The sequence below is a fragment of the Undibacterium sp. genome, assembly GCF_030683615.1.
Lineage (GTDB): Bacteria > Pseudomonadota > Gammaproteobacteria > Burkholderiales > Burkholderiaceae_D > Undibacterium > Undibacterium umbellatum.
Genome location: NZ_JAUXQE010000035.1, coordinates 166,719 through 192,941 on the forward strand (window position 1 = coordinate 166,719; position 26,223 = coordinate 192,941).

26 protein-coding genes and 1 riboswitch are annotated in these 26,223 nt (G+C 50.9%); of the genes, 14 read left to right on the forward strand and 12 right to left on the reverse strand.

All coding sequences use genetic code 11. The annotated features are described in order from the left end of the window. Window positions 1-7 precede the first annotated feature (7 nt). Together groES and Q8K39_RS17945 are read right to left on the reverse strand one after the other, a co-directional pair. Window positions 8-298 (reverse strand): co-chaperone GroES, encoded by a 291-nt coding sequence (gene groES / locus Q8K39_RS17940; protein ID WP_110257032.1) that lies wholly within the window; start codon window positions 296-298, stop codon window positions 8-10. A 416-nt stretch (window positions 299-714) separates the two neighbouring features. After that, window positions 715-3,129 (reverse strand): phosphocholine-specific phospholipase C, encoded by a 2,415-nt coding sequence (locus Q8K39_RS17945; RefSeq protein ID WP_305262344.1) that lies wholly within the window; start codon window positions 3,127-3,129, stop codon window positions 715-717. A gap of 237 nt (window positions 3,130-3,366) precedes the next feature. Here Q8K39_RS17945 and coaE point away from each other — a divergent pair, with 237 nt between their 5' ends. From coaE to Q8K39_RS17965, 4 genes are all read left to right on the forward strand, one after another. Next, the gene (coaE, locus tag Q8K39_RS17950) at window positions 3,367-4,011 is read left to right on the forward strand and encodes a dephospho-CoA kinase (RefSeq protein ID WP_305262346.1); all 645 of its coding nucleotides are present in this window, start codon (window positions 3,367-3,369) and stop codon (window positions 4,009-4,011) included. Beyond that, on the forward strand, window positions 4,008-5,162 hold the full coding sequence (gene coaD / locus Q8K39_RS17955) for a pantetheine-phosphate adenylyltransferase (RefSeq protein ID WP_305262347.1): 1,155 nt from the start codon (window positions 4,008-4,010) through the stop codon (window positions 5,160-5,162). The genes coaE and coaD overlap by 4 nt, the downstream gene beginning before the upstream one ends. 201 nt (window positions 5,163-5,363) lie before the next feature. Further along, window positions 5,364-6,491 (forward strand): ABC transporter substrate-binding protein, encoded by a 1,128-nt coding sequence (locus tag Q8K39_RS17960; RefSeq protein ID WP_305262348.1) that lies wholly within the window; start codon window positions 5,364-5,366, stop codon window positions 6,489-6,491. Next, on the forward strand, window positions 6,488-7,756 hold the full coding sequence (locus tag Q8K39_RS17965) for a sensor domain-containing diguanylate cyclase (RefSeq protein WP_305262350.1): 1,269 nt from the start codon (window positions 6,488-6,490) through the stop codon (window positions 7,754-7,756). The genes Q8K39_RS17960 and Q8K39_RS17965 overlap by 4 nt, the downstream gene beginning before the upstream one ends. Here the strand turns inward: Q8K39_RS17965 and argP are convergent. Then, window positions 7,737-8,648, reverse strand: a complete 912-nt coding sequence (gene argP, locus Q8K39_RS17970; protein ID WP_186952976.1) for an HTH-type transcriptional regulator ArgP — start codon at window positions 8,646-8,648, stop codon at window positions 7,737-7,739. The genes Q8K39_RS17965 and argP overlap by 20 nt on opposite strands. Before the next feature lie 177 nt (window positions 8,649-8,825). Here argP and Q8K39_RS17975 point away from each other — a divergent pair, with 177 nt between their 5' ends. The 4 genes from Q8K39_RS17975 to Q8K39_RS17990 all read left to right on the forward strand — a co-directional run bounded on the left by Q8K39_RS17975 (window position 8,826) and on the right by Q8K39_RS17990 (window position 12,795). Beyond that, complete coding sequence (locus tag Q8K39_RS17975) at window positions 8,826-9,434, forward strand: LysE/ArgO family amino acid transporter (protein ID WP_305262353.1); 609 nt, start codon at window positions 8,826-8,828, stop codon at window positions 9,432-9,434. A gap of 54 nt (window positions 9,435-9,488) precedes the next feature. Next, on the forward strand, window positions 9,489-9,863 hold the full coding sequence (locus tag Q8K39_RS17980; RefSeq protein WP_305262355.1) for a hypothetical protein: 375 nt from the start codon (window positions 9,489-9,491) through the stop codon (window positions 9,861-9,863). A gap of 94 nt (window positions 9,864-9,957) precedes the next feature. Further along, window positions 9,958-11,367 carry a TolC family protein gene (locus Q8K39_RS17985; protein WP_305262357.1) on the forward strand — a complete coding sequence of 470 codons (1,410 nt, stop codon included), beginning with the start codon at window positions 9,958-9,960 and terminating at the stop codon, window positions 11,365-11,367. Window positions 11,368-11,391: 24 nt separating this feature from the next. Beyond that, window positions 11,392-12,795 (forward strand): multicopper oxidase family protein, encoded by a 1,404-nt coding sequence (locus Q8K39_RS17990; protein WP_305262359.1) that lies wholly within the window; start codon window positions 11,392-11,394, stop codon window positions 12,793-12,795. A 92-nt stretch (window positions 12,796-12,887) separates the two neighbouring features. On the opposite strand, the gene Q8K39_RS17995 is transcribed toward Q8K39_RS17990, so the two are convergent. Further along, window positions 12,888-15,761, reverse strand: coding sequence for a S53 family peptidase (locus tag Q8K39_RS17995; protein WP_305262361.1), 2,874 nt, complete (start codon window positions 15,759-15,761; stop codon window positions 12,888-12,890). A gap of 83 nt (window positions 15,762-15,844) precedes the next feature. Next, window positions 15,845-15,931, reverse strand: a riboswitch (cyclic di-GMP riboswitch). 268 nt (window positions 15,932-16,199) lie between these two features. On the opposite strand from Q8K39_RS17995, the gene Q8K39_RS18000 reads away from it, so the two are divergent. The 4 genes from Q8K39_RS18000 to Q8K39_RS18015 all read left to right on the forward strand — a co-directional run bounded on the left by Q8K39_RS18000 (window position 16,200) and on the right by Q8K39_RS18015 (window position 18,062). Next, window positions 16,200-16,868 carry a hypothetical protein gene (locus Q8K39_RS18000; protein WP_305262364.1) on the forward strand — a complete coding sequence of 223 codons (669 nt, stop codon included), beginning with the start codon at window positions 16,200-16,202 and terminating at the stop codon, window positions 16,866-16,868. A 61-nt stretch (window positions 16,869-16,929) separates the two neighbouring features. Continuing rightward, entirely contained in the window at window positions 16,930-17,124 is a 195-nt protein-coding gene (locus Q8K39_RS18005; RefSeq protein WP_305262366.1) for a hypothetical protein, read from the forward strand. A 2-nt stretch (window positions 17,125-17,126) separates the two neighbouring features. Continuing rightward, the gene (locus Q8K39_RS18010) at window positions 17,127-17,375 is read left to right on the forward strand and encodes a hypothetical protein (RefSeq protein ID WP_305262368.1); all 249 of its coding nucleotides are present in this window, start codon (window positions 17,127-17,129) and stop codon (window positions 17,373-17,375) included. A gap of 213 nt (window positions 17,376-17,588) precedes the next feature. Beyond that, window positions 17,589-18,062 carry a hypothetical protein gene (locus tag Q8K39_RS18015; protein ID WP_305262370.1) on the forward strand — a complete coding sequence of 158 codons (474 nt, stop codon included), beginning with the start codon at window positions 17,589-17,591 and terminating at the stop codon, window positions 18,060-18,062. A gap of 132 nt (window positions 18,063-18,194) precedes the next feature. Here the strand turns inward: Q8K39_RS18015 and gluQRS are convergent, their stop codons facing one another. Both gluQRS and Q8K39_RS18025 read right to left on the reverse strand, forming a co-directional pair. Continuing rightward, entirely contained in the window at window positions 18,195-19,115 is a 921-nt protein-coding gene (gene gluQRS / locus Q8K39_RS18020; RefSeq protein ID WP_305262372.1) for a tRNA glutamyl-Q(34) synthetase GluQRS, read from the reverse strand. A gap of 9 nt (window positions 19,116-19,124) precedes the next feature. Beyond that, entirely contained in the window at window positions 19,125-20,042 is a 918-nt protein-coding gene (locus Q8K39_RS18025) for a LysR family transcriptional regulator (RefSeq protein ID WP_305262374.1), read from the reverse strand. Window positions 20,043-20,161: 119 nt separating this feature from the next. Here Q8K39_RS18025 and Q8K39_RS18030 point away from each other — a divergent pair, with 119 nt between their 5' ends. Together Q8K39_RS18030 and Q8K39_RS18035 are read left to right on the forward strand one after the other, a co-directional pair. Further along, the gene (locus tag Q8K39_RS18030; protein ID WP_305262376.1) at window positions 20,162-20,863 is read left to right on the forward strand and encodes a pirin family protein; all 702 of its coding nucleotides are present in this window, start codon (window positions 20,162-20,164) and stop codon (window positions 20,861-20,863) included. 89 nt (window positions 20,864-20,952) lie between these two features. After that, entirely contained in the window at window positions 20,953-21,522 is a 570-nt protein-coding gene (locus Q8K39_RS18035) for an NAD(P)H-dependent oxidoreductase (protein WP_305262378.1), read from the forward strand. 597 nt (window positions 21,523-22,119) lie between these two features. Here Q8K39_RS18035 and Q8K39_RS18040 read toward each other — a convergent pair. From Q8K39_RS18040 to Q8K39_RS18065, 6 genes are all read right to left on the reverse strand, one after another. Continuing rightward, complete coding sequence (locus tag Q8K39_RS18040; RefSeq protein WP_305262379.1) at window positions 22,120-23,064, reverse strand: alpha/beta hydrolase; 945 nt, start codon at window positions 23,062-23,064, stop codon at window positions 22,120-22,122. Window positions 23,065-23,256: 192 nt separating this feature from the next. Next, complete coding sequence (locus Q8K39_RS18045) at window positions 23,257-23,661, reverse strand: VOC family protein (RefSeq protein WP_186952988.1); 405 nt, start codon at window positions 23,659-23,661, stop codon at window positions 23,257-23,259. A 67-nt stretch (window positions 23,662-23,728) separates the two neighbouring features. Next, the gene (locus Q8K39_RS18050) at window positions 23,729-24,133 is read right to left on the reverse strand and encodes a VOC family protein (protein ID WP_305262381.1); all 405 of its coding nucleotides are present in this window, start codon (window positions 24,131-24,133) and stop codon (window positions 23,729-23,731) included. A gap of 11 nt (window positions 24,134-24,144) precedes the next feature. Further along, the gene (locus Q8K39_RS18055) at window positions 24,145-24,495 is read right to left on the reverse strand and encodes a YciI family protein (RefSeq protein WP_305262383.1); all 351 of its coding nucleotides are present in this window, start codon (window positions 24,493-24,495) and stop codon (window positions 24,145-24,147) included. Between the two features lie 36 nt (window positions 24,496-24,531). Next, window positions 24,532-24,954, reverse strand: coding sequence for a VOC family protein (locus tag Q8K39_RS18060; RefSeq protein ID WP_186952991.1), 423 nt, complete (start codon window positions 24,952-24,954; stop codon window positions 24,532-24,534). A gap of 141 nt (window positions 24,955-25,095) precedes the next feature. After that, window positions 25,096-26,160: an alpha/beta fold hydrolase gene (locus Q8K39_RS18065; protein ID WP_305262387.1), complete on the reverse strand. Its 1,065-nt coding sequence runs from the start codon at window positions 26,158-26,160 to the stop codon at window positions 25,096-25,098. Window positions 26,161-26,223 lie beyond the last annotated feature (63 nt).

Sequence of the window (26,223 nt, forward strand, 5' to 3'; positions counted from 1 at the left end):
ATGTCGATTACTTCTGTACGACCGCGAAGATATCTTCTTCACGCATCACCAGAACTTCGTTGCCGTCAACTTTGACAGCCTGGCCAGAATATTTACCGAACAAAACGCGGTCGCCGACTTTAACGTCCAGGGCGCGCACAGTACCGTTGTCCAGCAATTTGCCAGGACCAACAGCCAGCACTTCACCTTGATCTGGCTTTTCAGCAGCAGCGTCAGGCAGAACGATACCGGATGCGGTTTTTGTTTCTTGATCCAGGCGTTTCACGATCAGGCGATCATGCAGGGGACGAAGGTTCATACTAGCTCCTTTAAATTTGCGAGTAATTACTATTGGAATTCAATTAAGCTGGGGAAAGACTTTGTTAGCACTCTCTCCCAACGAGTGCTAAGTATATGGGCGAGGCATGGGCTTTTCAAGAGCTAAAAAAGAGCTAAATCAATATTTCTTTAATAATCAGTAGCTTAAGCATAATTTGCATGCGTGTTTTACGCGTTCTTTTCGACGGTTCAATAGATTTATTGACCTTTACAGGGGCGGGTAGTTTTGGGGGGATGTTAAAGAGATAATTTCACTAATGAGCTTTGTCAAACTAAATTCATGGTCTTTTTAATATTAACTGGTTTCGTGCTTGCAAAGAAAAACTTATTTGGCAGGTACGGCATCTTTAAGCCAGGCAATTTTTGATTTACCTGGCTTTTAGAACGCAATACGAGTTAGACAATAGTCAATCCCAGTGGGCTTGTCAGAGATACATATGCATCGTTGTACAAAAGCCAGACTGCATAATTTCCTGCTGCCAGGTTTGCGGTATTAAGTGTCAGGCTACCCTGAGCATTGCCTGCATATTGCCAGGTCAGTGAATTCACCTTGCCTGGCACTGCTGCGGCAGGGTACACACCTATCCAGTTTTTGGTGCTGACCTGGGTTTGCGGCACTGTATATGAGACGACAAAATTACTGCCGCTTGTTATGCGTGGGGTTGTCGTGCTCAGGCGGGCTACATTGTGGTTGCCGCCTATCATCGGATCAGTGCGGTTATTGTTGCTATTGCCGCTTACCGCTTCCACATGGCCTGCAATCCTGCGCAAAAATTGAGTATCGGTATTGCTGGTGATGCTGAAATCGTACCAGCCAAAGCTATTGATTAATGGATATTCCAGGCGCAAGCTTTGCCCACCCGCCAGTGAGTAGTTGCTTGGCAGGCTTCCATAGGCATTGTCACTGATGTTGAAAGTGCAGGGTTGTACATTATCGACATTGGATAAAGTCAGCACCAGCTTGCCGCTGTTGCTATCGTGCACAGCCTGGATTTCTGGCTTGACGAGAGAGCTAGTGCTGCCAGCCCATTCCCGCATGAAGCCATTGGGACCAAACGCGTTGAGATGATAGTTAGTGGAGCTCCAGTTCCAGGTTTCTTTTTGTATTTGCTTGCCTGCCTCGACGGTGTAATACCAGGGGCCATCTGCCCGCACTTTTGAATACACGATAAAAGCTGCACCAGCGGTGCCTGCATTGCTGAAACCCACTTCCAGTTGCTTGCTGGTATTGAGCTTGGCCTGTGCTGCCAGCAGGTAAGGCAGGCGGCAGGCTGGGCGTGGACCTTGTGAGGCGGCATATGCTTCCTGCCGTGGTTGTACCTGGTTTGCTGGTGGCACGGGGTAGGGTTTGCCATTGACAGGTACGTAGGCCGCTGTTTTTGGTACTGTTGCTGGCCAGTTCTGGTCTGGTGATTTGAAATCAAATGCGGAAGTCAAATCGCCACAGACAGTACGCCGCCATGGTGATATCAGCTTGCAGGTGACAGCTGCCCTGTCCTTGCCCAAGCCATGCACCAGCCACTCTTCGAGAAAGCGCAACTTGGATGTGTGATCAAATACCTGGGAACACACCTTGCCGCCCTTGCTCCAGGGGGAAATCACCAGCATGGGGACGCGCGGCCCCAGTCCGACGGGTTCAGTGCCGTATTTTTCATACACACCATTGTCGGCCAGAGTTGATCGCCCCATGGCTGCGGTAATGGGGGGGATATGAGGGGGAACATGGTCGAAGAAACCATCGTTCTCATCATACATCAACAAAAACACGGTCTTGGCCCACACTTCTGGTTCTGCCACCAGGGCAGCAAGCAATCTTGCCGTCAGGTTTTCACCTGCATTGGGGGAGTTGGGCGAATGCTCGGTGTAATCATTCGGCGCACATATCCAGGATACTTGCGGCAAGCGCTTGTTGCGCACATCACTGGCGAAGGCACTGACCAGGCCATCACCCTTGCTTCCACCCACACTGGCACCGGGTGCCATGCTGCGGGCTTTCTGGTGCAGCGGCGAACTGCTGCTTAATTTGCTGCCGTCTGCATTCACCCGGAAGTTCTTGAAATAGGCAAGGTAGTTGTCGCCGTAGTTATCCCATTCCTGGTACACCTTCCAGCTCACCTGATTGGCTTCCAGTACTTCGGCATAGGTTTGCCAGTTTGGCGCGCTGGCTGTGACAGCGGCAGAGACATTGTCATTGGCCGGGTCGGCATTGTAATAGCCCTTGGCATCAATGTTATACAGGCTTCCCATGGCACCTATCCAGCCCTGGCTTGTGCCCGTTAGCGAGTACATGCGATTGGGATCAGTCGCGCCAAAGATGGAGCAATGATAGGCGTCGCAAATCGTGAAAGCGTCAGCCAGTGCGTAATAAAACGGCAGGTCGCCCCTGTCAAAATAACCCATGGTTTGCACGGTCTTTTTGCTGACCCAGGCATCCCAGGCTTGCCAGGCTTGCTGCGAACCTTTCCATGAATGATTCGTGCCCACAGACAGGGCGCTGGTATTCTTGGCATCGAAATGAAAAGGCAAGATACTGCCGCCTGCCGGATTGGGTTGCTGCCAGACTGGCGCACCATTTGGCAGGCTGATCGCACGTGGGTCTTCAAAGCCGCGAACGCCGGCGAGCGTTCCAAAATAATGATCAAAGGAGCGATTTTCCTGCATGAAAATCACTACATGACCAACATCTGCCAGGGTGCCAGTAGCATTGTTTGCCGGAACAGCAAGAGCTTGCTGTATCACACCAGGCAGCATGCTCGCTCCCGCACTTGCGGCTGAAAATTGCAGAAACTTTCTCCGGCTATCAGAAATCATTGCTCTTCCTTTTTAATCTAGTAAAACGCTATGGCAGGGTAGATGTAGCGGCATAATATATTTGTAATATGTCGGAAATATGACAGCGCAAGCTTTAAAGCAGAAATCAGTCTTACTGTGAAGCGCCTTGGTTTTTCGTCCTATTAATTTGGCTGAACAACCAAAATAAGTTTGTCATTTATATGAAGATGCGCTAATCTCTTAATATTGGTTGAATAACCAGTATTGGGGGGTGATATGCATGATGTTATTAATCCAGTTACTGACAAAGCCAGACAAGCTCGTTTGGTGTTAATGGCGGGTGGCATGGGCTGCGGCAAATCCAGTGCTGCGGCTGCTTTTTTCAAGCTGGGCGTGCCGGTGATTGATGCAGGCCTGGTGGCGCGCGCAATACACCAGGATAGCCAACACCCGGTAATGTCCGAAATCGCAATGATATTGCCGCACTTATTGACAGAAGCTGGCCGTCTGCGACGCGGCATTTTGCGTACTGTTCTGGTCAGTGATGCCCATGCGAACCGCTGTTTGCGGAATTTGCTGCAGCCATATGTATTGCAGGCCATGTGGCAATGGACTTTGCAGCAAACAGCCACCTATGTCATTTGGGAATCGGCATTGCTGCCTGATGAAGTTGATGGCTTCGTGTACGATAGCGTCTTGCTACTGCAGGCGGATGAAGAAACACGCCTGCAGCGCGTACGTCATCGTAATCCTGACTGGACTGAAGCGGAAATCAAGCAAGTTTTCAGTATGCAGGCAAAGGAATATGCTGTGCGGAGACAAGCCTGTGACCAGATAGTCAATCAGGGTAGCATCGCAGAGCTGGAGCAAGAAGTCTTGCAGCAACACCTCACTTATATGTCGTACTGGAACTTACAATGAAAAAAATCGCTTTCTCCGGCACTCTTGATCCCATCACCAATGGTCATCTGTGGGTTATACAGGAAGCCAGAGCATTGGCTGATGAAGTCGTCGTATTCATTTCTGAAAACCCTGTTAAGAAGCCACAGTTTTCTGCTCTGGAGCGCAAGGACATCATTGAGCGTAGTGTGGCTGAGTGTGGCTGGGACAATGTCAGCGTCGTCATTGTCAAAGGTGATTACACTGCACGTGCTGCCAAGCGCCACGGCATTGAGTATCTGGTGCGCGGCATACGCAATACCTCTGACTTCGATTATGAAAACCTGATACAGCAAACCAATGTCGATGTGCTTGACGGTGCCAAGACTATCTTCGTCATGCCGCCACGTGACCTTGGGTCGGTCAGTTCCAGTTTCGTACGTGCCTTGCAAGGGCCAGTAGGTTGGCACTGGACAGTAAAAAAATTCATGCCCATGCCAGCCTATATCGCCTGGATCAAGAGCTGGTTGCGCACTGACTGGCAAAAACTATGGGAAACTGAAACTGAAACTGACATTGACAGCAGCAAACTTGTCCACTGGTTTGATTATCTGACAGGTGAAGAGGCCTATGGTGCGGCGCGTCGGCCTTATCATAATCTCGATCACCTGGTGCATGGTCTCAGTGAAATTTCTGCCTGGGCAAGCAATACAGGAGCCAGCAATTCGGATGTGGCGATACTGAAAAAAGCTTTTTGGTTCCATGATGCCGTGTATGGTGGTAAGTCTGCAGATCTGTCGAATGAAGAGCAGAGTGCGCGCATGTGGCTGGAGGCTGGTTTGGGGTCACAACATCAGCAGGAAGTGGCTGACCTGATCCGGGTGACTGATCACTTCCAGAGCGCCATGCTGGTGCATCCACTGAAGGATGCAATGCTCAGTGTAGATCTGGCTATCCTGGGGCAGGCGGTCGATACCTACGAGGCTTACGCAGCCGCAGTGAGAATAGAATATAACGAAGTTGATGATGCAGCTTATCGTGCAGGACGGGGCAGGGTCCTGGATTATTTTCAGGGACTTGCAGAGAGTGGTCACTTGTTCGCAGATCCATGGTTTGCTGATTTGTATACCAGCCAGGCTCTCATCAATATCAAACGTGAAAAAGCGCAATCGCAAGTGTTGACTGGAAAGTAATTCATCTTGCTAAAGTCCTGACTTCGCTCATCAGCATAAATGTGAGTTTTTGTGAATGAGCAACTTTTTTCCCTGAAAACCGCCAAAATAGAGCCTGAATAAAAACCTGCGCTGCTTGCAAATCTTTGGATTTTAAAGCGGGCGGGGACTTGTGCGATCTGCGTTGTTCACTACGGCATGATCGAATGCCCGGAGGCGGATATGTGGATTTGTCGTGTGATATTAAGCTTGCTGGCAGGCTGTTTCCTGCTCGTGCCTGCAACTGTGATGGCCATGGCTGTTACCTTTCTCAACCCGGGGAAGTCGGACGAAATTTATTGGGCCACCGCCAGTAATTGCATGATGACTGCGGCGCGGAATTTGGGCGTGCAACTGGAAATCATCTATGTCGAGCGCGATCACTTAAAAACCCTGGAACTGGCAAGACAAATTGCAGCGCGCCCTCTGCAGAGTAGACCAGACTATGTGATTCTTTCGAATGACTATGCCGTAGGTGCCGAAGCCTTGCGGATACTTGATGGTGCCCATATCAAAACCTTTTTTGCCTATAGCGGCTTTAGTGATGCTGGCGAGCGTGAAAAAGTCGGTATCCCCAGACAAATCTACAAAGGCTGGCTCGGCGGGCTGGAGCCGCATGCCGAAGACGCAGGATATTTGACCGCACGTGCCCTGATACAGCGCGGCAGGGCCGAAAAACTAATGCATAGTGACGGAAAATTGCATATGCTGGCGATAGCGGGCGACAGATCCACTACCACTTCTTATAAACGTAATGAGGGCATGCGCCGCGCGGTCGCTGAGGCAAAAAATGTAGTGATTGATCAGGTCATTTATGGCGACTGGAATCGAGCCAAGGCACAAGAGCAAAGTGTCTGGCTGTATCAGCGCTATCCACATACCCGGCTGGTCTGGGCAGGAAATGACTTGATGGCCTTTGGTGCCATGGAAAGCTGGCGCGCCCGTGGTGGCAAGCCAGGGCGCGATGCGTACTTCAGTGGTATCAATACTTCATCCGAAGCTTTTACGGCACTGGAGTCAGGCAGCCTGAGTGCGCTGGCGGGCGGTCATTTCATTACCGGCGCATTCAGCCTGGTGATGCTTTATGACTATCATCACGGCAGGGATTTTGCTGACGAAGGCCTGGAGCTGGACAGGTCCATGTTCATCTTGTTCACGCCAGAAGAAACCCGACGCTTCCAGCATTTATTTGGTGCGCAGAATTTTGACAGGCTTGATTTCAGGAAATTCAGTAAAGTCCTCAATCCTGCCATCAAAAAATATGATTTCAGCTTCCGTCAAATATTGAACCAGGCAGACTTGCGCAAATGAGCCATCCACCTTTGCAACCTATTGCCAGTTTATTGATACGCCGTGTCTTCAAATGGGTCATTTTGTGCGTGGTTTGCATTAGCAGCTTGCAAGCATGGCTGAACTACCGTGCCATAGAAACAAACTTCAATATGGCAGTCGCTGATGTCGCCCGTGCTAACCTGCCATTGCTGTCGGTCGCGATCTGGGACATAGAGCCGCAAACCATACAAAAGCAAATTGCCCAGATCTTGAAAAACCCCAGCATTGCCTATGTCGCCATCACGGCCAGTACCGGGCAACAGTTTACCGGGGGTGATAACAATCGTGTCGCCAGTGGGCAGCATATGGTGTTTGAGATACCTGCACCGGCAGATGCCAGCACCTCTGTTGGTAAAGTTGAATTTGTGGTGGACCAGACGGTCTTGCGCAAAGAGTTGTTGCGCAGCTTTATCATCATCATCATTGAAGTTGTGATTTTGTCTGTATTCATCTTTGTGGCCGTAGTAGCGATCTTGCGACGCGACCTGGAAAAGCCCATGCGCCAACTGGCCGATTTTGTCAAAAACCTGCAAGCCAATCAACTGTCGACCAAGCTGGAATTGAAACGCATACCAGAAAACGGTTATAACGAAATTGACCTGGTTGTCGACGGGTTTCGTACCATGCAAGACAGTTTGCAAAAGCATATCGCCAACCAGGATGCCCTGGTGGCAGAAAGAACCAGCCAGCTTGAAGCAGCCATGAAAAGCCTGAAGCAATTATCCATCACCGATGGTTTGACCAGTTGTTATAACCGCCTGTTATTCAATGAGCGCATGCCGGCAGAAATACAAAGAGCTGTGCGCTACCAACGCCAATTGTCACTGGTGTTTTGCGATATTGATTTTTTCAAGCGAATCAATGATGAACACGGCCATGCCGCAGGTGACCAAGTATTGTTGACTTTTGCTCAAAGTCTGGCAAAAGAACTGCGTGTCGATGTGGACTGGGTGGTTCGTTATGGCGGTGAGGAGTTCATCATGGTGTTGCCCGAGACGAAACTGATCGCCGCGCTGGAGGTCGCAGAGAGAATACGTCGGCAAGTAGAGCGGCATTTGTTTATTCGCATGCCTGATGGGAAGGTATTGCGCGTCACCGCCAGTTTTGGTGTTTCCGAATTGCTGGCAACTGATACGGTGGAAAGCCTGGTTCACCGTGCTGACAAATGGCTGTATTTTGCCAAGTCGAATGGTCGCAATCAGGTGCAGCCGATTGATCATTTAATTAGCGCGCCAGCGGAATAAATTGTAGCAAACTGCTTCTTGCTTGCCTGACCAGGGTATTTGTCAGGCGTGCCAGCCTGGGTGTTTGCACTTTCCAGTGGTGCCAGTAAAGTGCCACATCTACAGGGTGATCTGGCATCAGCCTGACAAGCTTGTCCTGCTCCAGATTTTTCAGCATCACATCTGGGATGACACCCCAGCCCAAACCTAGCAGAATGGCGCGGTTATACGGCGTCGTCGCGGGCACATAATGGGTGGGGTAGGCGTTTTCCTGCAGACCAAAATGCTCCAGTAAAATCTGGGCTTGCAATTTGTCTTTGCGATTGAAGGTCAGCACAGGTGCCAGCCGTGCTGCTTCGCGTGTCATGCCTTGCGGGAACCAGCGCTGGCAATAAGCGTCGCTGGCAACCAGGTGGTAACGCATGATGCCCAATGGTACAGCCTGGCAACCGCGCATGGCTTGCGATTCTGCCGATATGCAACCCAATACCATGCCACTTTCCAGCAAGTCATGGGTATGGTCCTGATCATCGATAGCGACATCCAGCAAAATGTTTTCGGCGATGAGGAACTCAGCCAGGGCAGGTAGTAGCCAGCTATCCAGACTATCGGCATTGACGCCAAGCGCAATGCTGATAGCTGCACTTTGCTGGCCAGCAAATTCACTTTGTAAATCCTGTTCCAGTTCTGCGACGCGGCGCAAGTGCTGAACGAGCTTCTGCCCTGCAGCGGTGGCGCGGCAGGGGCGGCTGCGTATCAGCAGGGTATTGCCCAATTCCATTTCCAGGGCCTTGATGCGCTGGGAAATCGCAGAGCTGGTCAGGTTCAGGGCTTGCGCAGCTTGTTCCAGACTGCCATGATCAATGACACTGAGAAAGGCTTCGCACTGGCGGCTGTCTAGTCTTGTTTGCATGCTTTATTCGAAGACATTGGTGATTTTTGCTTACGACCCCTCAACACAGGGGCACAGAGTAATCCAAAGAATTAATTCTAAAATTAAGAAAATTTAATGAAATCGTAAATATTTTAAATTTGCTTCATATTAAACCTTTTCTTGCCCAAACTACCTACATCAACAAACGGGAGACAGATGATGTTGGCTTTTATACTCAAGGGAATGGGCATGAGTGCGGGTTTGATCATGGCGATTGGTTCGCAAAATGCGCATGTCTTGCGCATGGGTTTGCGTAAGCAGCACGTGGGCTTGACGGTAATGATTTGTATCGTTTGTGAAGCACTGTTGATCTCAGCGGGGGTGGCAGGTATAGGTGGCTTGATCAATAGTCAACCAGTCTTGCTGATGATAGCTCGCTGGGGCGGGGCAGCATTTTTGGTCTGGTATGGCGTGAGGTCCTTGCGGGCAGCTTCCAGCCAGCAAAGTTTGGTTGCTGAAGGCGGGGAGTTGAGCATGACGGCAGGTAAAGCGGCTTTGGCAGTGCTGGGCGTGACTTTGCTTAATCCTCATGTGTATCTCGACACCGTGGTCTTGCTTGGCGCTATCGGTGGCCAGCAGCCGGATGATGGCAAATACTGGTTTGCCGTCGGTGCTGTCCTGAATGCCATCATCTGGTATCTGGCACTGGGCTATGGTGCGCGCTTGCTGGCCCCGGTGTTTGCCAAACCTGTGGCATGGCGGGTGCTGGACAGCCTGATAGGTGTAGTGATGCTAATACTGGCACTGAATTTACTGCTGAGCTAATCTTGTTTGACCTGCTTGTTTGTTGAAATCCTTGTTTTGTGATAACGTCGGCGCATGAAAAAATCCTGGCGTCTTTTTATTGCTTGCCTGTTACTGGTACTGCTGCCCCTGCAGGGCTTTGCTGTCGCCAGTAAATTGGCATGCGCCATGGATGTACCTGTTCAGCCTGGTATGTCAGTTGCCAGCGACAATGAGCATTGCCAGCCAGCCGCCAAGGCTGGTGATGCTGGCACCGAAGCCGAAAAAGGCAAGGTTGGCGATCATTGTAAATCTTCTTCCCCCTGTTGTATGGGCATGGCCCTGATGCCTGCTATCCAGATTTCCGCCTTTGTTCCCGTGCACGATGATGCCCAGGTGCTGCCAGTCCTTCTGCCAGCATCGGTGCCTGTGCGCATGCTGGAACGTCCCCCCAAAGCTGCTATCGCCTGAATCGGCTTAGGTTTGTAGGTCGGGCTTTGTCCAGCCGACGACAATTGTACGCCCCTCCAATTTTGCGGAAACACACAACTCATCGCGAGGACTCATGTCGCACATACACTACCGATATCTGGCACCAGCATTGCTGGTACTGGCTGGCTGTGCCAGTTTTGATATTGACCAAAGTACCCAAAAAATCAATCAGCAATACCCTGCCTATACTCAGGGGAAACTTGCCCTGGCCAGCAAGCCAGCCCAGCAAAAAGACATGCGAGACCAAGCTGCAGTCTTGTTGAAAGCACCGTTGACGCAAGATGTCGCAGTGCAAATTGCCTTGCTGAATAGTTCGGCCCTGCAAGCTATGCTGGCGCAACACCAGGCAGCAGGCGCAATGGCGGCCCAGAGTGGCGGTATCGCCAATCCGCTCTTTAGCTTTGAACGCAATCGTCAATCCGGTGAACTGGAAATGGGCCGTTTGCTCAGTGTTGGCCTGCTTGATTTATTGAGCCTGCCACAAAGGCAAAGCATGGCACAGCACAGTCTGGCACAGGCACAAACACAGCTGAGCCTGGATGTCATTGACCGTGTCAGCCAGGTGCGCGTAGCTTGGGTTAAGGCAGTTGCGGCGCAACAGAGCCTGGAATACGCCAGACAAGTTGGCGAAGCCGCCGATGCCAGTGCCATTTTGGCAGAGCGTATGCTCAAGGCGGGTAACTTCAATAACTTGCAGGCTGCACGCCAGCAAGCGTTTAAGGCCGATGCAGTGGCCCAGCTCAGCTTTGCCCTTCATAACAGCCTGTCTACACGTGAAGAGCTGGTGCGTTTGCTGGGCTTGGATGACGAGCAGGAAAAAGCCCTCAAGTTACCTGAGCACCTGCCTGATTTGCCCGCCACGCCATTGGCGGTAGAAGCGATAGGCCCGCAAGCGACAAAAAACCGCCTCGATATACAGCTGGCAAAGCAGGAACTGGATGCTGCTGCAGCACGCCAGGGTGTGAGTTTGTTTAGTAGCTTTACAGACATCGAGCTAGGTATCCGGCGCGATACCAACTTTGATGCGGCAGGACGCAGCGACATCAAGCGCGGTGTCGAAGTCAGCCTCAGATTACCCTTGTTTGATTGGGGTGATGCACAAAGAACAGCCATGAACGCAAATACTCTGGCAGCAAGTTATCGTCTGCAAACTACGATGAATAATGCTGGCTCGCATTTACGCGTCAGTTATTCTGCCTATCGCAGCATGTACGATATCGCCAGACAATACCGCGACGAGATCCTGCCGCTGCGCAAACGCATCTCTGTAGAAAACCAGTTGCGCTACAACGGCATGTTCATCAGCGTGTTTGAATTGCTGGCTGACAGCCGTGAACAAATCAATAGCGTGTTGGCAGCCATCAATGCAGAACAACAATTCTGGATGGCAGATGCGGCCTTGAAGGCTGAACTCTTGGGGCGCCCATCAGCAAGCAATCTGAATCCCGTCAAATCAACTGCTCCGGCAGAAGTAGCGCATTGATCACAGATCAGCGAAGGAAATATCATGAGTACAAGAAGAGATTTTTTTAAATTGGCAGGTATCGCTGGCGGTGCCCTGGCAGCCAGCAGTGTCAGTAAAGTCGCCATGGCAGCCTTGCCTGAAACTGTGACACAAACCAGTCCTGACACCATGCCGCCGTTGCAACAAAAAACGGGCCGGCCGTATAATCCAGTCGTTACATTGAATGGCTGGACCCTGCCATGGCGCATGAATAATGGCGTCAAGGAATTTCACCTGGTGGCAGAGCCCGTGGTGCGTGAAATGGCTCCCGGCATGAAAGCACATCTGTGGGGTTATAACGGACAAAGTCCTGGCCCGACGATAGAAGTGGTGGAGGGGGATAGGGTACGCATCTTCGTCACCAACCGCTTGCCAGAACACACCAGCGTTCACTGGCACGGCCAGCGCCTGCCAAATGGCATGGATGGCGTTTCCGGCCTGACCCAGCCATCGATACAGCCAGGCAAGACCTTTGTTTATGAATTTGTGGCACGTCGCCCCGGTACTTTCATGTATCACCCGCATGCCGACGAAATGACGCAGATGGCCATGGGCATGATGGGTTCATGGATCACCCATCCAAAAAATAAGCACCCTCAAATTGATGAAGTGGACAGGGACTTTATCTTTTTACTCAATGCCTATGACATAGAACCTGGTGCCTTCAAGCCTAACATCATGACCATGACAGATTTCAACCTGTGGTCATGGAATAGCCGTATCTTCCCCGGCATCGATACGCTGAATGTGCGCAAGAATGACCGGGTCAGGATACGCATAGGCAATCTGACGATGACCAATCACCCCATCCACATTCACGGTCATGAATTCACAGTGACAGGCACAGATGGCGGGCCAGTTCCAAGGACTGCACGCTGGCAGGAAGTGACTACGGATGTGGCTGTGGGTCAGATGCGGCAAATAGAATTTGTCGCAGATGAAGAAGGCGACTGGGCCTTCCATTGCCACAAGAGCCATCACACCATGAATGCCATGGGCCATAACGTGCCATCGATGATAGGAGTCGATCACAAGGACGTGGCTGACAAGATCAACAAGCTCATTCCTTCCTACATGACCATGGGAGACAAGGGTATGGCTGACATGGGTGCAATGGAAATGCCGCTACCGGACAACACCATTCCCATGATGACAGGCGAAGGGCCGTTTGGCGGGCTGGAGATGGGCGGCATGTTCAGCGTCGTCAAAGTGCGCAAGGGCCAGAAGCCGGGTGACTATAAAGACCCAGGCTGGTATCAACATCCCAAGGGGACAGTTGCCTATGAATATGGAGGCCCTGTCAGTGACGCACCACGCCAGCCTCCTGACGTCCACACCAGGATGGGGCACGCACACCCAGAACTAGAGGTGCATGTCAGGAAGCCGCAAGCACATGGCAGCCACTGAGATAATCGGCATGTAGGAACCGGAAAGCGTCATTTGTGTAAGCTGTTCCTCAAAACAAAAGCGGAGCAAATGGCTCCGCTTTTGGTTGGGTTTTAGTTGATCTTGATCGGGACGTTGGCTGTGGTTTTTCTGCCGAGATTGTCCGTGACCGTAATCACCAAGGTATAGCTGCCTCTAATCGGGCTTGCCCAATTGGTAGTAATGCTCAACCCACTCATTGAGAATCCCAGGCCCAAGGGCGCGCCAGTGATGGAGATAGAAACAGATGTCGCGCCAGGTGCACTGATGTTGATAGAACCTGTCAAGGCTTTGCCGGCAGTACCTGTCATTGCTGGCGCGTTGATACTTAAACCAGATGCGATGACATTGAAGCTGATGACGGCCTGGCCGCTCAAGCCTGTTTTACTGTCTTTTGCGATCATGGTGACGGCGTAGTTCCCTGCAACAGGGCTGGTCCAGGTGATGACACCGCCTGCACTGATCGCCATGCCGGCAGGTGCCCCTGTCATTGTATAAGTGACCGCGTTCGAGGTCTTGACGATAACGGTGTACGACAAGGCCGTGCCAACCATGCCATTGACTGTTGCTGCTGTAACGACGGGAGCAGGTTGCTGTGCAATGACCACGGTGTAGACCGCTTTTCCAGTCAGGGCAGTTTTGCTGTCGGTTGCATTCACCGTGACTGAATAAGTCCCAATGACAGGCGATGGCCAGCTTACGGTACCGGTCGTGCCGATAGTCATGCCAGAAGGTGCACCGGTGAGTTTGTAAGTCATCGTGTTGCTGGAAGTGGCAGTCACATTAAAACTCAGGGCAGTAGCGAACACTCCGTTGATGGTGGCTGCGGTTACGACCGGTGGTGTAGCTGCGGCAACGACGACGGTGTACACAGCTTTGCTGCTCAATCCAGTTTTTGCGTCCAATGCGGTTGCTGTGACTGAATAGGTTCCCGCAACTGGGGTTGACCATGAAACAGCACCAGTTGTTGTCGCTGTCATCCCGTTTGGGGCACCACTGATACTGTAGGTCAAAGGATTGGTCGAAGTTGCCGTGATGTTGAACGACAATGCCGTACCGACCTTACCATTAATCGAGGTCGCTTTAATGGCTGGTGGCGTAGGTGCAGCGATGATGACAGTGTAAGTGCCTTTGCCACTCAGGCCAGTCTTTGCATCCAATGCAGTGACAACGACTGTGTAAGTGCCTGCCACTGGTTTGGCCCAGGTGACGATACCGCTGCTATTAATGCTCAAGCCTGAAGGATTGCCACTCAATGTATAAGTGAGGGGATTATTTGCAGTAGCCGATACGGTAAAGCTCAATGCTGTGCCTACTTGCCCACTGATACTGGCTGACGTTACGGTCGGGGCAGTTGCGACTACCGTGCCGCCGAGTGTGCTTAGCAAGCTGCTGACGTTCGGTGTGCCGAGGCCAGTTTGCTGATCATGTCCCGTTTTTGCAGCGCAGCTTGCGCAGCTACCGTTACTGCCTTTGGCGATGTCTGCAAAGCTGCTGGCGTAGTTGCCTGGTGTCGTCGCAATCTTGTTGTAAAGCACAGCATGCGGTGCGCCCATCATTGGTTTTCCAGCCTGTGCAAGAGTTGCATTGGCTATCGCGATAACCCCGGCCCATTGCGGTGTCGCCAGACTGGTACCACCTGCACTGACCCAGTTAACAGTGCTGCTACCTGGTGTCATGATCGCCACATACTGTCCAGTGTTAGGATCAGCATTCATAGCGACATCAGCGACAGTCCTGCGTGTCGGTGTTCCCAGTCCAGGTACTGTGTTGTTTTGATAGCTTGGTACTGCGGTATAGGCGCTTACACCACCACCGGTGTTGGACCAGGCCACTTCGCTGCGAGTGGTGCCGGAGTAGGTGAGGCTGGTGCCACCAACAGCGACGACATTGGGAGAAACAGCTGGCCATTCCACTGCAGGGCCATTGTCACCGGTAGCTGCCAAGTAGGTCATTTTGGGAGTGGTGAAGGCGCTCTCAACACTGGCAGTCCAGCTACCTTCGTGCGCACCAAAACTCATGGAGACGACTCCTGGACCCATGGCATTAGCCAATTTAATACCGCCCACCATGTTGTTCATGGACGCGTCCGCCGCCTCGATCAAGATAATGCGTGCCAGTGGCGCTGTTGCGTGAGCCCATTGCACGTCAAGCGCAATTTCAGTTGCCCAGCCAGAATTGTAGGCAGGAACAGTGCTGCTCATGCCGCCAGCACTTGTACTATAAACGACAGAGAACTCACAGCCACTGCCAGACGCGGCAGCAAGCGGTAATGCAGTCGTGGCAGGAATGCTTTTTACTGTGCATGCGGGCAGGCCAAATTTTTGATTGAATGCATTGAGCTCTGCGACGATATTCGGATCATGATTGGCATTGACAATATAGATTGTCTGGCCGGCACCTAGCTGCGCAGCTTGACTGGCAGTCAGACCGCTGGTACTGGCAGGTAAAGTTGGTAGCGCATAGGCTGCGCGTATTTGTGCTGGCGTGTAAGTGGATACCACACCCGCGCCAGCCATAGGTTGCACGTTGTCGCCAGCAGGAGGAGGTGCCAGTAAGTCACGAGGCATGGAGCGAATTGTGCTCACCGTCAGACCGCGCCCGCGAACGCCCAGCATGTCGCGAGGAATAGACTGACGTGCTACAGGCAGACCAGCGGATCGGCTATTGTCGTTGACGTCGACATCTGCTGGCGCATCAAGTAGAACAGGAGCAAGGTGAAACGTATGCTGGGTAGATTGCGCGCCCACGTCTACCGGCAAGACAGGCAGCGTTGCATCCAGCGTTGTCATACCAGTGGCAACTTCCGCTGGTGGCAGGGCGACAGTTGCGCTGTTGACTTGTGGGTTGTCGCCGCCGCATGCAGAAAGGATACTTGCACTGATCAGGACACTCATCCAGGTCAGGGGCTTAAGAGATTTGCTAGATATTTTGTTTTCGATGATCACGAATGCACTCCGATATGAGCAGAGGGCGGTGATACAACGTTTAATGGTATGAGCTGTCAAAAACCAATCGAGCAGATACCATCACCGGCAACCCCGCTACCATGACGCTGTCGCGCTTTAGGTCGGTGGCTTTGCGTCCCCGCTTTTCAACGGGTTTGCCCTCAAGTTTTGGAAAATAAAGAATACAGATTCAGGGTAAGAATATTCTGCTCAAAAATAAAGCAGAAAAATGTCAAGGATTGTTGAAACAATGCAGTGAAAACAAGCTTCGATTTCGCTTTGATAACAGAAGCGGATGAAAGTTGTTTTGTAGACTTTTGATTAAAACAAGAGTGTTAATTTGTAAAATCATTTCCCTTGTTTTTTTGCTCTGGCAGCATGAGTGCACTTAAAGCAGTGTTCTATCCGCCCTTTTTATTTGAAAGAAGTAAACGATATATGAAAATGCGTCTTAAAAAATTACGCCTGAGTTTTCCGCTTGTCCTGGCACTGATTGGTGCAAATTCACATGCCGAAAAAATCAGCCTGGATGATTGCGACCTGATCACCGCCAAACCCTTGCGCGCTGATTTTCAGAGCTGGTTGAACAAGAACCGCAAGCTGGCAAATGAAGGAAATGTTGAAGCATTGACCATGGTTGCTGCCGAAGCGAATAATCGTCTCGCATGTCTGGAAGAAAAGATCACAGAAAATTCAGGTTGGTCGATGACCATGAGCAGTGCTGAAGGTACGAGCGAGACGACGTCGAATCCTGGTATTCCGAATATCAAAAAGAATGCTGATGCCTATGCTGCATTGAAGGACGCCGTCAAATATACCCATCTGGCCGGTGCGACTGACCCGGCTTACCGTGGCATGTCAGCACAATTGGTATTGCGTTATCAAGCAACCCTGCCAGAAGCGCTGGAAACTGCCTATGAAGACGTGGCTGGTGCCAATCAGCTTGAGTGTGTACTCAAGCGTAAATTTGGCAAGCGTGACGCCCAATTTGCCTGCTCATCTCACAGAACCACGTTGGCACAACTAATAACCAAGATCCCGGCAGAGCGCCGCGCATTACTGGATCAGAAAGCACATCAATGGGCTGCGGGGTTCCCAGTCAAATGATTCCTCAACTGCGCATTTTATTTCGAGAAAATACACATCGTGTTGATGCAGCTGACTATTCATGACTTTGAAAAATATCAGAAGCTTGCCCTGGGACCGGATTGCACATTGGTATGGTCGTGGCGATGTCTTGCCCAGGTTAATCAATGATTTGGGTAATGAAAACCATGCATGGGCTGTGCGGGAGCTAGAGCGCAATCTTGAGCATCAGGATGGTTTGAATCAAGCAACGTCATTCGCCGTGTTTTTATCGTGAAGATGCTGAAAGAAAATGCCGTGCGGGACCAATTAACAGTGTGGGGAATATTGCGTAAATTTGACGAAGCGGCAGCTTTTCAAATGCGCAGCGATAAGACTGTTCCTATATTGCTAGACTGGGATCAATTGCTGGATGAGCGTAGACTTTTACCCGTTTATATTGATGAATACAACGATGAAATTCTTTGGGGGAATGGAACCCACCGCTTGAAGAATGGCATTCATGATATCCACTCACATGACAAATAGTCCGAAGCGCATACCCTGATTTTCCTGAGAATAAGGTGTCCGACAATATGTAAAGATATGCCAGGTACGGTCATTGTGTTGGCTAACGTACAGACCGCTTAAGACTAAGCCTTCAGAATGTTCGCAAATGAAGTTACCAGATGCGCTGCATGAACGTTATGGATGATAAACACGGTAAGTAATTCTCGGAGCGAGTATAAAAAGGGGTATGCAATGAAAACCATGACAGTCAGTAAAATATTGTTGGCAGGTGCTGCTTGTGCTTCAGTATTCATAACGAATCTGACACAGGCACAGGATATTGGCGTCTCAGTGCAATTTGGACAGCCAGGATTTTATGGTCATGTGGATATAGGAAACTTCCCGCAACCAAGTGTAATTTACCGTGAACCGCGCATCGTACAAAGGGGAAATGTAGTACGGCCACCTATGTATTTAGTGGTGCCACCAGGTCACAGGAATAAATGGGGGAAAAGCTGCTACCGTTACGATGCCTGTGATCGTCAGGTGTACTTTGTTCAAGAGAACTGGTACAACACGCAGGTAGTGCCGCGTTATCGCGATGGCTATTATCGTGAACACGAGTATGACAGGCGCGACGATGGGCGGGGGCGCGGTAATGAAAGAGGTCGCGAGCGGAATCATGGTCGCGGAAATGGTCATGGGCGGGGTCATGGCAGAGACTGATGGCGGCACCGCATCCTGTTCCGATTAGCCCCTGACCTGCGACTTGACTCCTTATTCTAAGGCAGATATTTACAAGCAACTTTATTGTGTTAACTGAAGTTAGCAGAACACTGCGTATCCAGTCGCCTTCGATCACGCGTTGGCGCTTTCTCTCAAGATTGTTGTGTTGTCGAGTTTGTTTTTCCAGGCAAGAGTTGCCCATTGCCAGAACTCTTCTATGTTGCTGAAACTTGCTGGCGGATATAAAGCCAAAAACTGAGCTGCTGGTATCAATGCCTCATGCAAAATATCATTGTCACCGCGATCAAATGCCAGTGCCCCAGTTTGCTTGGACAGTTTTTCTCCATCTGCATTGGTGACCACAGGTACATGCAAGTAAGCTGGCGTTGGCAAACCAAGCAAAGTTTGCAGACAGATTTGGCGCGCTGTGGAATCGATCAAATCGGCACCGCGCACGACGTGGCTTATGCCTTGGCCAGCATCATCAACCACCACTGCAAGCTGATAGGCCCAAAACCCGTCGGCACGCTTTAGTACAAAATCACCTACCTCCCTAGCAACATTTTGTGTTTGCCTGCCGACTAGACGGTCATGAAATTCATAAGTGCAATCTGGCACGCGCAGACGCAATGCCCTGGCTATTTTGCCATGGGCAAGACCATATCGACAGGTGCCAGGGTATATCTGGCTGGCCGCTTCACCCAGGCGCAGGCGAGAATCAGCGATTTCCTTGCGTGAACAGGCGCAGGGGTAGAGATTGCCTCCCAGTTTCTTCAGCGCAGCTTCATACAGATGCTGGCGCTGGCTTTGCCAGGTGATGTCGCCATCCCAGTGCATGCCGCAACGTTGCAGCGAGTGGATGATATGCTGGCCTGCACCTTTGACATTGCGGTCAAAATCCAGGTCTTCCATGCGTAGCAGCCATCGCCCGTCATGGGCTTTTGCATCGAGATAGCTGGCCATGGCAGCGACCAGTGAACCCATGTGCAAGGGGCCAGTTGGTGAAGGGGCGAAACGTCCTGTATATGTTTGCGTCATCTTTTCTGTTGGCATGGACATTCTTCAATTTCCTATCAACATGCGTTGTACGACAGGGTCTTGCAATTTTTGTAAAAACCACAGCAATGCCTTGCCCTTGTTGGCATTGCGCCAGACCAGGCGGTTGTCTTCTGGCGGGCGGTTGGCGCTGGTCTTCTTTTCTATCAGCGCGCCGCTGCGCAGGTGTGGCAAAGCCAGGCGACGTGGCAAATGGCCGCATCCCAGGCACGCCAGTTGCGCTGCCAGCTTGGCATGCATGGTAGGCACGGTCAGGGTGTCTTGCCCGCTTAGCAAGCCTGCCGTCATTGAGGGCAGCGTCAGGCCAGTATCACCGATAGCGATCGCCCTGTACGCTTGCAAAATCGCCGGTGTCAGCGGTTCTTCAGCTTGTGCCAGTGGATGTTGCGGTGCCACCGCAAACACCCATTCCACGCTGCCCAGCAAACGGGTCTGGAACTCGCCCTGCATGCGTATCGCATCTGGTCCGTAATAGGCGGCACCTATAGCCAGGTCGGCACGGCCAGAAACCATGGTTTCCCAGACCCCAGACAAAATCTCCTGGCTGATACGGATACGCGTACCACAAGCCTGTTGTTCAAATTCCTTGATCAAGGGGATGATATCCTCGAATTGTATGATGCCATCAATGACGATGCGCAGCTCCGCTTCCCAGCCGCTGGCGGCGCGTTTTACGCGGTTTTCCAGTTCTTGAGCCGCGTTCAGCAAGTGCCTGCCCTGCATCAGTAGCTCTTCCCCTGCGATCGTTAGCTTGGCTCTATGGCCACGCCTGTCATATAGCAGCACGTCCAGATCTTCTTCCAGCTTGCGTATGCTGTAAGTGATGGCCGAGGGCACTTTATCCAGGGCCGCCGCAGCCGCCGCAAAGCTGCCCTTGCGGTCTATCGCATCGAGGATTTGCAGGGCCTCAAGAGTCAGATTCATGCTTGTTCAAATAATTTGAATGAGTTGTATGAAATTCTACCCTTATGTCAAAAAGTTTGCACGTATATAGTGCCTACATCGCCTGAACACATTCTTCAGGAAATTTGAAAGGGACTTATATGATTACGCTCAGACCATCACAAGAACGCGGCCACGCCGAGCACGGCTGGCTGAAATCACATCACAGTTTTTCATTTGCAGAATATTACGATCCGCAACACATGGGCTTTGGCCCCTTGCGTGTGATTAATGATGACTGGATCGCTCCTGCCATGGGTTTTGGTACACATCCGCACCAGAACATGGAGATTATTACTTATGTGCTCGAAGGTGCGATTGCGCACAAAGACAGCATGGGTAATGGCAGTACGATACGTCCAGGTAATGTGCAGTACATGAGTGCAGGCACTGGTGTGCGCCATTCGGAGTTTAATCCGGCCAATAACGAGCACACACGTTTGCTGCAAATCTGGATACAGCCGGACCAGTTGGGTGGTGAACCTCTGTACGGTGAAAAAGAATTCAGCCGTGAAGAAAAACAGGGCCGCTTGCGCCTCGTGGTCTCCGGCGATGGTGCCGATGGCTCCATCAAAATCCGCCAGAACGCACGTCTGCAAATTGGTTTGTTTGATGCAGAACAAAGGCAGGAATTGCCGCTGGCAACTGATCGCCTGACCTATGTCCATGTGGCTCGTGGTCAATTGCAAGTAAATGGCATATCTCTGAAAGAAGGTGATGCCGTGATGATGACAGCCGAAGAAAAACTCGTGCTGGAGCAAGGCAAACAGGCAGAAGTGCTGGTATTTGATCTGCCCCATTAAGTTGTGAACACGGGCAAATCACTGGTGTGAAAACACGCCAGTGATTTGTCTTTTTGCGTAAAAACTCAATATCCACACTGGAGTAAAACATGTCTAAAGTCGCGATTATTTATCATTCAGGTTATGGCCACACAACCAAGGCCGCAGAAGCAGTACACGCAGGTGCCGCTGCTGCTGGTGCCGATGCTGAACTCATCAAGATTGATGCCGAAGGCAATATCAGCGACGCCCAATGGGAAACCCTGGCCGCTGCTGATGCCATTGTTTTTGGTTCGCCAACCTACATGGGTACAGTATCCTGGCAATTCAAAAAATTTGCCGATGCTTCTTCCAAGCCCTGGTATAGCCAGGTCTGGAAAGACAAGATTGCCGCAGGTTTTACCAATTCTGCCACCATGAATGGCGACAAGCTGTCCACTCTGCATTATTTGTTCACCCTGTCCCAGCAGCACTCCATGATCTGGGTAGGTACAGGCCTGATGCCAGCCAACAGCAAAGCGGCCACACGCAACGACATCAACTACGTCGGCAGCTTCAGCGGCTTGATGACACAATCCCCATCCGACTCTTCACCAGAAGAAGGCCCGCTGCCAGGTGACCTGGAAACGGCGAAATTGTTCGGTAAGCGGATTGCGGAAGTGGCTAAGAAGTTTGAGTGAGTTGAATTAGTGCAGAAGTAAAAAGACCCGCCATATTGATTGGCGGGTTTTTCTATGGAGATCCAGAACGTTGAATCACCACTAGCTTGAGAAATATGTAAATACGTCGTGTTGACGTTGCTTTTGACTTTTGTCGTTCCCATGTGTCGATGCCTTTGCTGCGAGGCTGAAAATGGAAAAAGAAGGATCGATGTTTGAGCGCAGCGAGTTTTCGAGCCTTCCCATTTTTTGCCTCGTAGCAAAGGGAACCCCCTTCAGGGGGCAGCGACGCCTGGGTCGCCTTCTTTGGCATACCTTTCTTGGCGACGCAAGAAAGGTATGTAGCTGTCGGGCTACCCCCGACCTGCAATCGTAAATGACGCTTGCAGGTGATTAATAAAAGATGCGTAAAACACGAATAAATCTGAAATTAATTTTTTAAATAGCTTGCTACGAACGTCGCTGGAGCGGCAGCTCGGTGGATTCCAGCTTTAAGCACGCTGGAGCGCCAGCCCGGTGGAATGACGACTTCGAGGGGGCGGCAGTTCAATCAATATCCCGTTGCATAAGCAACGCAAATATCTGAACATCTACTACAGTGCTGCAGGAATAAATCCCCTACAGTTTCTCCTTTAAAAACTGCAATAATCGCGGTGCCAAATACCCAGAATCAGTCCCCGGTACCTTGATAGGCTCAGAAGCCCAATAATGCCCAGCATTTTTCAACACGACAGAACTCACAGAAAACCCCGCCTGCTTCAAGGCATGCATGAAAGTCATCGACTGTTCTTCAGGATCAACAAATTTATCCTTCGCCCCCCAGCTGAACAAGAACTGCGTGCGATTATTATCACGCGTCACATACGACAACGGTGATGCTTCAAAATAGATTTTTCGATTATCGATCAGACTGCTGCCGGGGAAGCCCTGGGCAATATTATTATCAGGGTAGCAGCGGTTCGAATGCTCCCATTTCACAGCCAAATCATAACTGCCATAAATACCTATGCACACCTTGACCTTTGTCGTGGGATTCATGCCATCCGAGAACGGAGGCTGATCACCAGCCAGCGCAACGAGAGTCGCAAGCTGCGCCCCTGCAGAATCACCCATCAAGCCTATGCGATCAGGATCAGGCTGGTAAGTCGCAGCTTGCTGACGCAAGAATTGCACGGCAGCTCGTACATCATGGACTGCCGGCCGGTAGAGATTAGTCTTGTCTTTCACAAGACGATAATTGACCGCAAGTACGGCATAGCCATTCATTGCCAGATACGGTCCCCAGTGCTTATACAGGCTGGCATCGGCAAAACGCCAGTCACCGCCGTGCACTGCAATCCGCACAGGATGGTTCCCGTTTTTCTTGGGACGGTATAAATCCCCCGTCAACACCTCATCACCAGTACGGTGATAGATGATACCTGGTTGAATGTCATGGCCAGCATCTGGCATTGCTGCATGCGTAGAAGCTGCCGCGAACAGACTAAGGATGAAACAGTTAATCAAACGATACAAAAAGGAGGTGAACCTGCATAGATTGTTGGCCTGGCTAAACATTTTCATTTCATATTTCCCGCGACATGAGGAGTTATACATAGAGATATCCAAGTGTGCTGCGTCAGAAAAGGGAGGTGACAGACAATGTGACCAAGCTTGAATATGCCGTGACGAATTGCATGAAAGCGATAGTAATACTCATAAAAAAACCGCCTGAAGAACAAGCGGTTTGGTGGGGCAGCTCCAGCTTGCGCAGATTTATTTACAATCGCCTTCGGCTACCATGTGCACGAATTCCCAGCCATGACCGTCAATATCGTGGAAACCATGCACATACATGAAACCATGGTCTACGGGTTCCTTGGGTACTGTGGCACCCGCCGCTTTTGCCTTGGACACCAGGCTGTCGACGTGTTCGCGGCTGTCGCAGGACAGGCAGTTCAATACTTCAGTACGTTCACGTGCATCGCTAATGGGTTTGTTGGTAAAGCCGGCAAAAAATTCTTCTATCAGCAACATGACGAACAGGTTTTCTCCAAGCACCATGCAGGCACCCTGGTCATTGGTGAATTTTGCTTCAAAACTATAACCCAGGTTGCTCCAGAATTCCTTGGAACGGGGTAGGTCTTTGACAGACAGGTTTACAAAAATTTGCTTATGCATTTTGTCTTCCTTTAATTTGTAGTAGTGTTACTGAGCGGTACGGGCAGGCTCAGCGAGTCATGTCGATTTATTTGCATTCAGCTTCAGTTGACCATGCACAGCAATTCCAGCCATGACCGTCAAGATCATAAAAACCCTGTGCATACATGAAGCCATCATCATCTGCTTCATCGGGGATGGTGGCACCGGCTGCCCTGGCTTTTGCGATGAGAGTATCGACATGTTCTCGGTTATCGCAAGTCAGAGCATGCAAGACTTCCACCCGCTCATGCGCATCGCAAACGGGTTTGTGGGCGAAACCGGCAAAGAGATCTTCTACCAGTAGCATGACCAGAATGCTTTCACCCAAAATGATGCAGGCGGATTTTTCACCGGCGAATTTGGCGTCAAAGCTGTAACCCAGGCTGCTCCAGAATTCTTTGGCGCGGGCCAGGTCCTTCACAGGCAGGTTGACAAAGATTTTCGTGTGCATGTCGTTCTCCTTTAATTTGCTATCGCTGCTGGCAAGTCCAGTGTGCGCACCGGGCGTATTTCTATACTGCCATGCTGGGCTGGCGGGATTTTTGAAGCCAGGTGTATGGCTTCATTCAAATCCCTGGCATCAATGAGATAAAAACCGGCGAGCATTTCCTTGGTTTCTGCAAATGGGCCATCGGTGACTGACAATTGCCCGTTCCTTACCCTGACGGTCGTTGCAGTGTGTACGGGATGCAGAGGCTCGGCTGCAAGCATATGACCACTGTCCAGCAAGCCCTGGGCATACACGGCACATTTTTCGTCAGGACAGGCATTCCAGTGTTCATTGTCGAGATAAACCAGGCATAGGTATTTCATAGCTGCTCCAGCAAGGATGGATTAACGTTGATCAGGTTACAGTGGCAGTTGCTCGCCATTGATGATCCATGGCGTGCCGTATTTGTCGATCAGCATACCCCAGGATTTTGCCCAGAATGCAGGTTGTACCGGCATGGTGATCTGGCCGCCTTCTGCCAGTGCGTTGAAGATCCTGGCGGCTTCTTCTGTGGTATCGTAATTCAGCGTAAATGAGACGCCCTTGATACCGTCATAGGGCATTTGCTGTGGGCAGTCACCCGCATAGAGCAAGCCACCATCTGCCAGTTCCAGGCGTGCATGCAGGATGCGGTGGGCAGACTCCGCCGGTATCATGGCTGCCATGGGTGAATCGGCACCACTCATCATGACGGTGATTTTTCCGCCCAGAACTTGTTCATAAAAGTACATGGCTTCCTTGCAGTTGCCATTGAAAGACAGGTAAGCGACAGGATGTGGCATGGATATTTCCTTTATAAAATTGTTGGACTATCGTGTGAAAGTATCTCCACATCTGATAGTCGAATGGCTGGACAGTAAATCGACACTAAACCAAAAATATTTTTTTATTTTCTTAGACAGACATGAAATTGCCAATGGGCATTAATTGCTCAGCGGGCGAACACGCTCATTAAGCAACTTCAATTGTGCCTCTATAAACGGTAAATTTGGATCATGTCCCACTCGTGGCACCAGGATGTATTCTTTTTGCGGCGCAGTAATGCTATCCACATACTGGCGGGTAATCTCAGGCATGGTCAGCAAATCTTCTGCACCCTGGACGAAAAAAACCGGGAGAGCAAATCTGGTGGCGGTAGAAGCAAAGTCTACTTTGCTGAGCATGCCGTCACCCTTGTAGCCGACAAACTTCAGGAAAGAGTAATCTTCACCGCCTTCATAATCAGCCTGGGCCGCTGGTGTCGCGTAGGCTGGTTCTGGTGCCCACCATGTTGCTGGTGCAGGGGCTGTGCGCTGCGCTTCATATTTTCTGATTACCTTGCGCAAGATGCCGAAATTGCGTGGATTACTCCACGGTGGCGGGCCAAGTGCACGCACTTTTGCAACGGTCTCCTGATCGCCCGCAGCCTGTGCCAGAGCAATTACCTTGTTATAGCTGGCGGTCTGGTTCTCTTTGTAGCTGATGATTTGCGAAGTACCTACATAAGCATAAAATAATTCAGGTTTCGATAAACTCATTTGCACGCCGAGTATCGAACCCCAGGAGCTACCAGTCAAAATGATTTTTTTCTTGCCCAGATGTTGGGTCAGATAAGTTGCCAATGCGACACCATCTTCAGCCATTTGTGCAACTGTCAAAGACGTCGCTTCTGTTGGTTTATTTTTGCCATAGGTCTTGCCCGCACCGCGCTGGTCCCATTGCACCAGGGTGTAGTCTTTTTCCCAGGCACCATAAATGGCGCTGGCATAGGGGCTCATGGTATTGCCGGGGCCGCCATGCAAGACCAGGATGACGGGGTTGCCGCAATGCTTGCCCTTGATGGTGATCCATTGCGGTATGCCGCCTATGTCTACAAAACCTTCTTCATTGATTGCTTGCTTCTCAGACTTGCAGGCAAGGCCAGGCGAAATGGGTGTCGCTTCAGCCATGCAAAATGCAGGAAGCAGACTGATTAACAAAGCGGGAAGGATGTGGTGCAGTTCTGGCATATATCTCCTTGGTAAATAATGAGGTTTCTTTTGTTGCATGGGTAAAGATGGCATGTGTCAGAT

Coding starts and splice junctions, on each gene's coding strand:
- groES (WP_110257032.1), bottom strand. CDS start 298: ATGAACCTTCGTCCCCTGCATGATCGCCTGATCGTGAAACGCCTGGAT.
- Q8K39_RS17945 (WP_305262344.1), bottom strand. CDS start 3,129: ATGATTTCTGATAGCCGGAGAAAGTTTCTGCAATTTTCAGCCGCAAGT.
- coaE (WP_305262346.1), top strand. CDS start 3,367: ATGCATGATGTTATTAATCCAGTTACTGACAAAGCCAGACAAGCTCGT.
- coaD (WP_305262347.1), top strand. CDS start 4,008: ATGAAAAAAATCGCTTTCTCCGGCACTCTTGATCCCATCACCAATGGT.
- Q8K39_RS17960 (WP_305262348.1), top strand. CDS start 5,364: ATGTGGATTTGTCGTGTGATATTAAGCTTGCTGGCAGGCTGTTTCCTG.
- Q8K39_RS17965 (WP_305262350.1), top strand. CDS start 6,488: ATGAGCCATCCACCTTTGCAACCTATTGCCAGTTTATTGATACGCCGT.
- argP (WP_186952976.1), bottom strand. CDS start 8,648: ATGCAAACAAGACTAGACAGCCGCCAGTGCGAAGCCTTTCTCAGTGTC.
- Q8K39_RS17975 (WP_305262353.1), top strand. CDS start 8,826: ATGATGTTGGCTTTTATACTCAAGGGAATGGGCATGAGTGCGGGTTTG.
- Q8K39_RS17980 (WP_305262355.1), top strand. CDS start 9,489: ATGAAAAAATCCTGGCGTCTTTTTATTGCTTGCCTGTTACTGGTACTG.
- Q8K39_RS17985 (WP_305262357.1), top strand. CDS start 9,958: ATGTCGCACATACACTACCGATATCTGGCACCAGCATTGCTGGTACTG.
- Q8K39_RS17990 (WP_305262359.1), top strand. CDS start 11,392: ATGAGTACAAGAAGAGATTTTTTTAAATTGGCAGGTATCGCTGGCGGT.
- Q8K39_RS18000 (WP_305262364.1), top strand. CDS start 16,200: ATGAAAATGCGTCTTAAAAAATTACGCCTGAGTTTTCCGCTTGTCCTG.
- Q8K39_RS18005 (WP_305262366.1), top strand. CDS start 16,930: ATGACTTTGAAAAATATCAGAAGCTTGCCCTGGGACCGGATTGCACAT.
- Q8K39_RS18010 (WP_305262368.1), top strand. CDS start 17,127: ATGCTGAAAGAAAATGCCGTGCGGGACCAATTAACAGTGTGGGGAATA.
- Q8K39_RS18015 (WP_305262370.1), top strand. CDS start 17,589: ATGAAAACCATGACAGTCAGTAAAATATTGTTGGCAGGTGCTGCTTGT.
- gluQRS (WP_305262372.1), bottom strand. CDS start 19,115: ATGCCAACAGAAAAGATGACGCAAACATATACAGGACGTTTCGCCCCT.
- Q8K39_RS18025 (WP_305262374.1), bottom strand. CDS start 20,042: ATGAATCTGACTCTTGAGGCCCTGCAAATCCTCGATGCGATAGACCGC.
- Q8K39_RS18030 (WP_305262376.1), top strand. CDS start 20,162: ATGATTACGCTCAGACCATCACAAGAACGCGGCCACGCCGAGCACGGC.
- Q8K39_RS18035 (WP_305262378.1), top strand. CDS start 20,953: ATGTCTAAAGTCGCGATTATTTATCATTCAGGTTATGGCCACACAACC.
- Q8K39_RS18040 (WP_305262379.1), bottom strand. CDS start 23,064: ATGAAAATGTTTAGCCAGGCCAACAATCTATGCAGGTTCACCTCCTTT.
- Q8K39_RS18045 (WP_186952988.1), bottom strand. CDS start 23,661: ATGCATAAGCAAATTTTTGTAAACCTGTCTGTCAAAGACCTACCCCGT.
- Q8K39_RS18050 (WP_305262381.1), bottom strand. CDS start 24,133: ATGCACACGAAAATCTTTGTCAACCTGCCTGTGAAGGACCTGGCCCGC.
- Q8K39_RS18055 (WP_305262383.1), bottom strand. CDS start 24,495: ATGAAATACCTATGCCTGGTTTATCTCGACAATGAACACTGGAATGCC.
- Q8K39_RS18060 (WP_186952991.1), bottom strand. CDS start 24,954: ATGCCACATCCTGTCGCTTACCTGTCTTTCAATGGCAACTGCAAGGAA.
- Q8K39_RS18065 (WP_305262387.1), bottom strand. CDS start 26,160: ATGCCAGAACTGCACCACATCCTTCCCGCTTTGTTAATCAGTCTGCTT.